The following is a 5,138-nucleotide window of genomic DNA, read 5'->3' on the forward strand; positions in this document are numbered from 1 at the left end:
GGTGCGCAGCCCGCAGAGCAACGGCATGGCCGAGAGCTTCGTGAAGACGATCAAGCGGGATTATGTGGCGCACATGCCCAAGCCGGATCGAGAAACGGCGCTGCGTAACCTGGCAATTGCCTTTGAGCATTACAACGAGCAGCATCCGCACAGCGCTTTGAACTATCGCTCACCGAGAGAATTCAGGCGCTTGGCAGTGGCATCCATTTAACGGGGAGTTGGTGTCCGGTTTTGTAGGGGCAAGTCCAGTGAACACAACATCTGTGTATTAAAGAGATTCCCTGTGGGAGTGAGCCTGCTCGCGATGGGGCCGCCTCGGTACCAAGTCCTACACCTTTTCGAGCTTCTTCTCATGCGCCGTTACCTGCTGGCACAACTCGATCATTTGCTCGCGCATCCAGCGGTTAGCCGGATCCTGGTCGGTGCTTTCGTGCCAGTAGAGGTGAGTTTCCACCGGTGGCACGTCGTTGACCGGCAAGCTGAAGGCATGCAAATCATTGCGACGGGCAAAGCGCTCCGGCACGGTCATGACCATGTCGGTCTGTTGCAACACTTGCGAGGCCATCAAGTAGTGCTGGGATCGAAGGGCGATCTTGCGCTGGATGCCCATTTTCCCCAGGGCCAGATCAACATGGCCCAGTCCGCTGCGGCGGCTGGAAATGTGGATGTGGGTCATCGACAGATAATCATCCAGGCTGAACTTCTCTTTACCCGCCATCGGATGGCCCTTGCGCATGGCGCACACGTAACGGTCCTCCATCAACTTGACATGACGCACTTGCGGGTCGGTGTTGAGCGGTGCATCCACCGCGAAGTCGAGACGCCCGGCCGCCAGTTCCTTGGTGGTTTCGCGGCGCTTGGACAGGAAACTTTCGATGATTACCGTCGGTGCCAGGCGGCGCAGGCGCTGGAACAGCGGCGGCAGGATCACCGCTTCGGTGAGGTCGGTCATGCTGATGCGGTAGGTCTTGACCGCCTGCAGTGGGTTGAAAATGCGACTTTCCTGCACCGACACGCGCAACAAGGAGAGGGCGTTACGCACCGGCCCGATGATGTTCTGGGCCATGGGCGTTGGCACCATGCCCTGAGCGGTGCGCACAAACAACGGATCGTTGAAGGTCTCGCGCAGGCGAGCCAGAGCGTTCGAGACCGCTGGCTGGGTAATGCCGACAATCTGCCCGGCGCGGGTCAGATTGGCCTCGGTGTAGATCGCGTCGAAGACGATAAAAAGGTTGAGGTCGACCTTGCTCAGATTCATTGCGCTGCACTCTTATTGTTGGTTCTCAATCAGCCGATCATATATCGGTGATGAATGTTAATACACGCCGAGAATAGGCTAGGTAAATTTTCATAGCTGTTCTAGCATCGATTGCATGACCTAAACAACCTCTGCCCAAGAAGGTAATGCTCATGGATTTCGCTTATTCGCCCAAGGTTCAGGAACTGCGTGAGCGCGTAACCGCGTTCATGGACACGTACGTTTATCCCGCTGAGGCGGTGTTCGAACGCCAGGTTGCCGAAGGCGATCGCTGGCAGCCGACCGCGATCATGGAAGAGCTCAAACTCAAGGCCAAGGCTGAAGGCCTGTGGAATCTGTTTTTGCCTGAATCCGAACTCGGTGCCGGCCTGACCAACCTCGAATACGCACCGTTGGCCGAAATCATGGGCCGCTCGTTGTTGGGACCTGAGCCGTTCAACTGCTCGGCACCAGACACCGGCAACATGGAAGTGCTGGTGCGCTACGCCAACGAAGAACAGAAACAACGCTGGCTCGAACCGCTGCTGCGTGGCGAGATCCGCTCGGCGTTCGCCATGACTGAGCCGGATGTTGCCTCCTCCGACGCCACCAACATGGCCGCCCGCGCCGTGCGTGATGGCAACGAGTGGGTCATCAATGGCAAGAAATGGTGGACCTCAGGCGCCTGCGATCCGCGCTGCAAGATTCTGATCTTCATGGGCCTGAGCGATCCTGATGCGCCGCGCCATGCCCAGCACTCGATGATTCTGGTGCCGGTGGATACCCCTGGCGTGAAGATTGTTCGTCCGCTGCCGGTATTCGGTTATGACGACGCCCCTCACGGCCACGCCGAAGTGCTGTTCGAAAACGTCCGCGTGCCGTACGAAAATGTCCTGTTGGGCGAAGGACGCGGCTTCGAAATCGCACAAGGTCGCCTTGGCCCAGGCCGGATTCACCACTGCATGCGTTCGATCGGTATGGCTGAACGGGCGCTGGAATTGATGTGCAAACGCTCGGTCAGCCGTACCGCGTTCGGTAAGCCTTTGGCGCGTTTGGGCGGCAACATCGACAAAATCGCCGACTCGCGGATGGAAATCGACATGGCACGCCTGCTGACGCTGAAGGCGGCGTACATGATGGACACCGTGGGCAATAAAGTGGCGAAGAGCGAGATCGCGCAGATCAAGGTGGTCGCGCCGAACGTGGCCTTGCGGGTTATCGATCGGGCGATTCAGATCCATGGCGGGGCAGGGGTTTCCAACGATTTCCCGCTGGCCTACATGTATGCGATGCAGCGCACCCTGCGCCTGGCCGACGGCCCGGACGAAGTACACCGCGCGGCCATCGGCAAATTCGAAATCGGCAAGTATGTGCCGAAAGAGATGATGCGTAGCGGGCAGTAAGTTAGACCGCGTCATCGTTCATCGCGGGCAAGCCCAGCTCCTACAGGTACAACGTGAACCTTGTAGGAGCCGGGCTTGCCCCGGGCGGCGTTCCGACGATGGCGTCAACCCATTCAACCCAGAAACATCTGATTCAATACACCCAAACCTCAACCCGCCGATTCTTGATCCGCCCTTCATCCGCACTGTTGGCCGCCACCGGCATTTCAGCGCCAAAGCCGCGAATCTCGCGAAACACCACGCCGCTTTTCACCAGTTCCCGCCGCACCGCCATGGCCCGCAGCTTCGATAGCAAATCGGCGCGCGCCGGGTCGCTCTTGGCATCGCCAAATCCAACCAAGGTGACTTGGCGATTGGTTTTATCACGCTGCTTTATATAGTCGAGCACCCGCGACAGGTCCTGCTGTGCCTTGTTGTCGAGCGTCGCGCTGCCTTCTTCAAAGCGGAAATTCACCGACAGTCGTTGGGCATGACGACTGAGTGTCTGATAACCCTCCGGCATCAACACATTCGGCGTGACTGTGATGGCCTGGACGGTCTGGGCGATGAAACCGTTAGCTGCGACAATCGCCTGACCTTCACTGCTTTGCGCAAATACCGCCAAGGCCTTGGCCCACGGGTTTTTCCCGTGGGGCGGCAGATAGAAGAACAATCGCCGGGACAACGGATAGTCTTCCGTGGTGATCAGGCTATTGAGTGGCAGCATCGCCTGGGATTGGCCATCGACGATCGCCACGGCTTTGGCTTGGCGGACATAAGGCAGGCCGATGAACCCGATGCCCTGCGGGTCGAGGCTGACGGCGTCGGACAATTGCTCGCTGGATTCGAAGCGTTTCGCGGCGCTGTTCAGCGGTTTCCCACGACGACTGAGGACTACTTCGTTGAACGTGTCGTAGGTGCCCGATTGCTCATCCCGCGCATAGAGATGAATTGCTCCACCGCTGCCGCCGAGTTCTTCCCAGGTTTTTGCTTCGCCGCTGAAAATTCGCGCCAGTTGTTCGGTGTCGAGTTGATTCAGCGGGTTCTGCGGGTGAAGGATGATGGCCAGTCCGTCGATTGCGATGACTTGTTCCGCCTCGGGACTTTTGAAGTCGCCCAAGGGTTCGAGGTCTACCAGTTCGCTGTCTTTGATCGGGCGCGAGGACGCGGCGAGGCCGGCGCTGGCGTTTTTCAGGGCGGTGAACCCGGTGCTCGAGCCGTGGGCGGCGACTTCAACCACGACTCGGCGCCCCTGAGCGGTTTCGCCGACGATGCGTTGTTCGTTGGCTTTCTCGGCACGTTCACTGTGAACCTTGACCAGACCCTGTTCGCGCATCAGCCCTTCGACCAGCGCCGGGCCTAATGCCGCGCCGATGGTGTTGGAGCCCTGGATGCGCAGCACCGGGCCATTGGCGGGCATCGGTAAATCAGTGGCCGATGCCGTCAATGGCAGGCCGGCGCACAGCATCCACACAAACAACACGCGCAGCATCATGCCCGCACCTTAAAAAATCATAGAAAGTGCGGGGAGAATAAGTCAGCGAGATTTCCGAAAGATGACAGTTGTTTTTTAATTGTGGGAGCGAGCAGGCCGCTCCCACAGGGTTTTGTGTAGCTTTGAATATCAGCTCAATTCAAGCCAGATCGGCGCATGATCGGACGGTTTTTCCATCCCGCGCAGGTCGTAATCCACGCCGGCGTCCTTGATCCGTGGCAACAGGCCATGGGAGGCCATGATCACGTCGATTCGCAGCCCGCGCTTGGGCTCGTCTTCAAAGCCGCGGCTACGGTAATCGAACCAGCTGAAACGGTCGGTTACGTCCGGGTTCAGGTGACGGAAACTGTCCACCAGGCCCCAGTTTTTCAGACGGGCCATCCACTCGCGTTCTTCCGGCAAGAAGCTGCACTTGCCGGTTTTCAGCCAGCGCTTCATGTTGTCCGGGCCGATGCCAATGTCGCAGTCTTCCGGGGAAATGTTGACGTCACCCATGACCACCAGCGGCTGATCGTTGCTGAACTGACTTTCCAGCAGTTGTCGCAGGTCACTGTAGAAGCGCTGCTTGGCCGGGAATTTGGTCGGGTGGTCGCGGCTTTCACCTTGTGGGAAATAGCCGTTCATGATCGTCACCGGCACGCCATTGGCGTCGGCGAAGGTGCCCCAGATGAAGCGGCGCTGAGCGTCTTCTTCATCGGTGGCAAAGCCTTTGTGCAGGGCCAGCGGTTCTTTGCGCGAGAGCAGGGCGACGCCGTAATGGCCTTTCTGCCCATGGAAATACACGTGATAGCCCAGCGCCTGAACCTCGGCCAGCGGGAACTGGTCGTCGTGAACCTTGGTTTCTTGCAAGCCGATGACGTCCGGCTGGTGTTTTTCAATCAGCGCCGCCAGCTGATGCGGGCGAGCGCGCAGCCCGTTGATATTGAAGGAGACGATCTTCATGGTCGGCAGTCCTGGCAAAAGGGCGATGCTAGCTGACATGTAGGAATCGGGCCAGCGTTGAGGCAGGAGAGTTACCTTGTTC

General features: G+C 58.7%; 5 protein-coding genes. 2 read left to right on the forward strand and 3 right to left on the reverse strand.

From position 1 onward, the window contains the following. On the forward strand, positions 1 to 211 hold a 211-nt coding region (locus tag AC1DSG_RS27375; RefSeq protein ID WP_477793555.1), incomplete at its 5' end, for an integrase core domain-containing protein. Between the two features lie 117 nt (positions 212 to 328). Here the strand turns inward: AC1DSG_RS27375 and AC1DSG_RS27380 are convergent. After that, a complete protein-coding gene (locus AC1DSG_RS27380; RefSeq protein ID WP_477793672.1) occupies positions 329 to 1,258 on the reverse strand; it encodes a LysR family transcriptional regulator in 930 nt (309 codons plus the stop codon). Positions 1,259 to 1,410: 152 nt separating this feature from the next. Here AC1DSG_RS27380 and AC1DSG_RS27385 point away from each other — a divergent pair, with 152 nt between their 5' ends. Continuing rightward, entirely contained in the window at positions 1,411 to 2,640 is a 1,230-nt protein-coding gene (locus AC1DSG_RS27385; RefSeq protein ID WP_007946954.1) for an acyl-CoA dehydrogenase, read from the forward strand. Positions 2,641 to 2,773: 133 nt separating this feature from the next. On the opposite strand, the gene AC1DSG_RS27390 is transcribed toward AC1DSG_RS27385, so the two are convergent. Together AC1DSG_RS27390 and xthA are read right to left on the reverse strand one after the other, a co-directional pair. Then, positions 2,774 to 4,114, reverse strand: a complete 1,341-nt coding sequence (locus AC1DSG_RS27390) for a substrate-binding domain-containing protein (RefSeq protein WP_477793673.1) — start codon at positions 4,112 to 4,114, stop codon at positions 2,774 to 2,776. Positions 4,115 to 4,243: 129 nt separating this feature from the next. Further along, the gene (gene xthA / locus AC1DSG_RS27395) at positions 4,244 to 5,056 is read right to left on the reverse strand and encodes an exodeoxyribonuclease III (RefSeq protein ID WP_477793674.1); all 813 of its coding nucleotides are present in this window, start codon (positions 5,054 to 5,056) and stop codon (positions 4,244 to 4,246) included. Between the last annotated feature and the right edge of the window lie 82 nt (positions 5,057 to 5,138).

It is taken from the genome of Pseudomonas sp. P5_A12 (genome assembly GCF_056400685.1).

What these genes read in the sequence shown, in the direction of transcription:
- AC1DSG_RS27380 (WP_477793672.1), bottom strand. Translation starts at nt 1,258, where the DNA reads ATGAATCTGAGCAAGGTCGACCTCAACCTTTTTATCGTCTTCGACGCG.
- AC1DSG_RS27385 (WP_007946954.1), top strand. Translation starts at nt 1,411, where the DNA reads ATGGATTTCGCTTATTCGCCCAAGGTTCAGGAACTGCGTGAGCGCGTA.
- AC1DSG_RS27390 (WP_477793673.1), bottom strand. Translation starts at nt 4,114, where the DNA reads ATGATGCTGCGCGTGTTGTTTGTGTGGATGCTGTGCGCCGGCCTGCCA.
- xthA (WP_477793674.1), bottom strand. Translation starts at nt 5,056, where the DNA reads ATGAAGATCGTCTCCTTCAATATCAACGGGCTGCGCGCTCGCCCGCAT.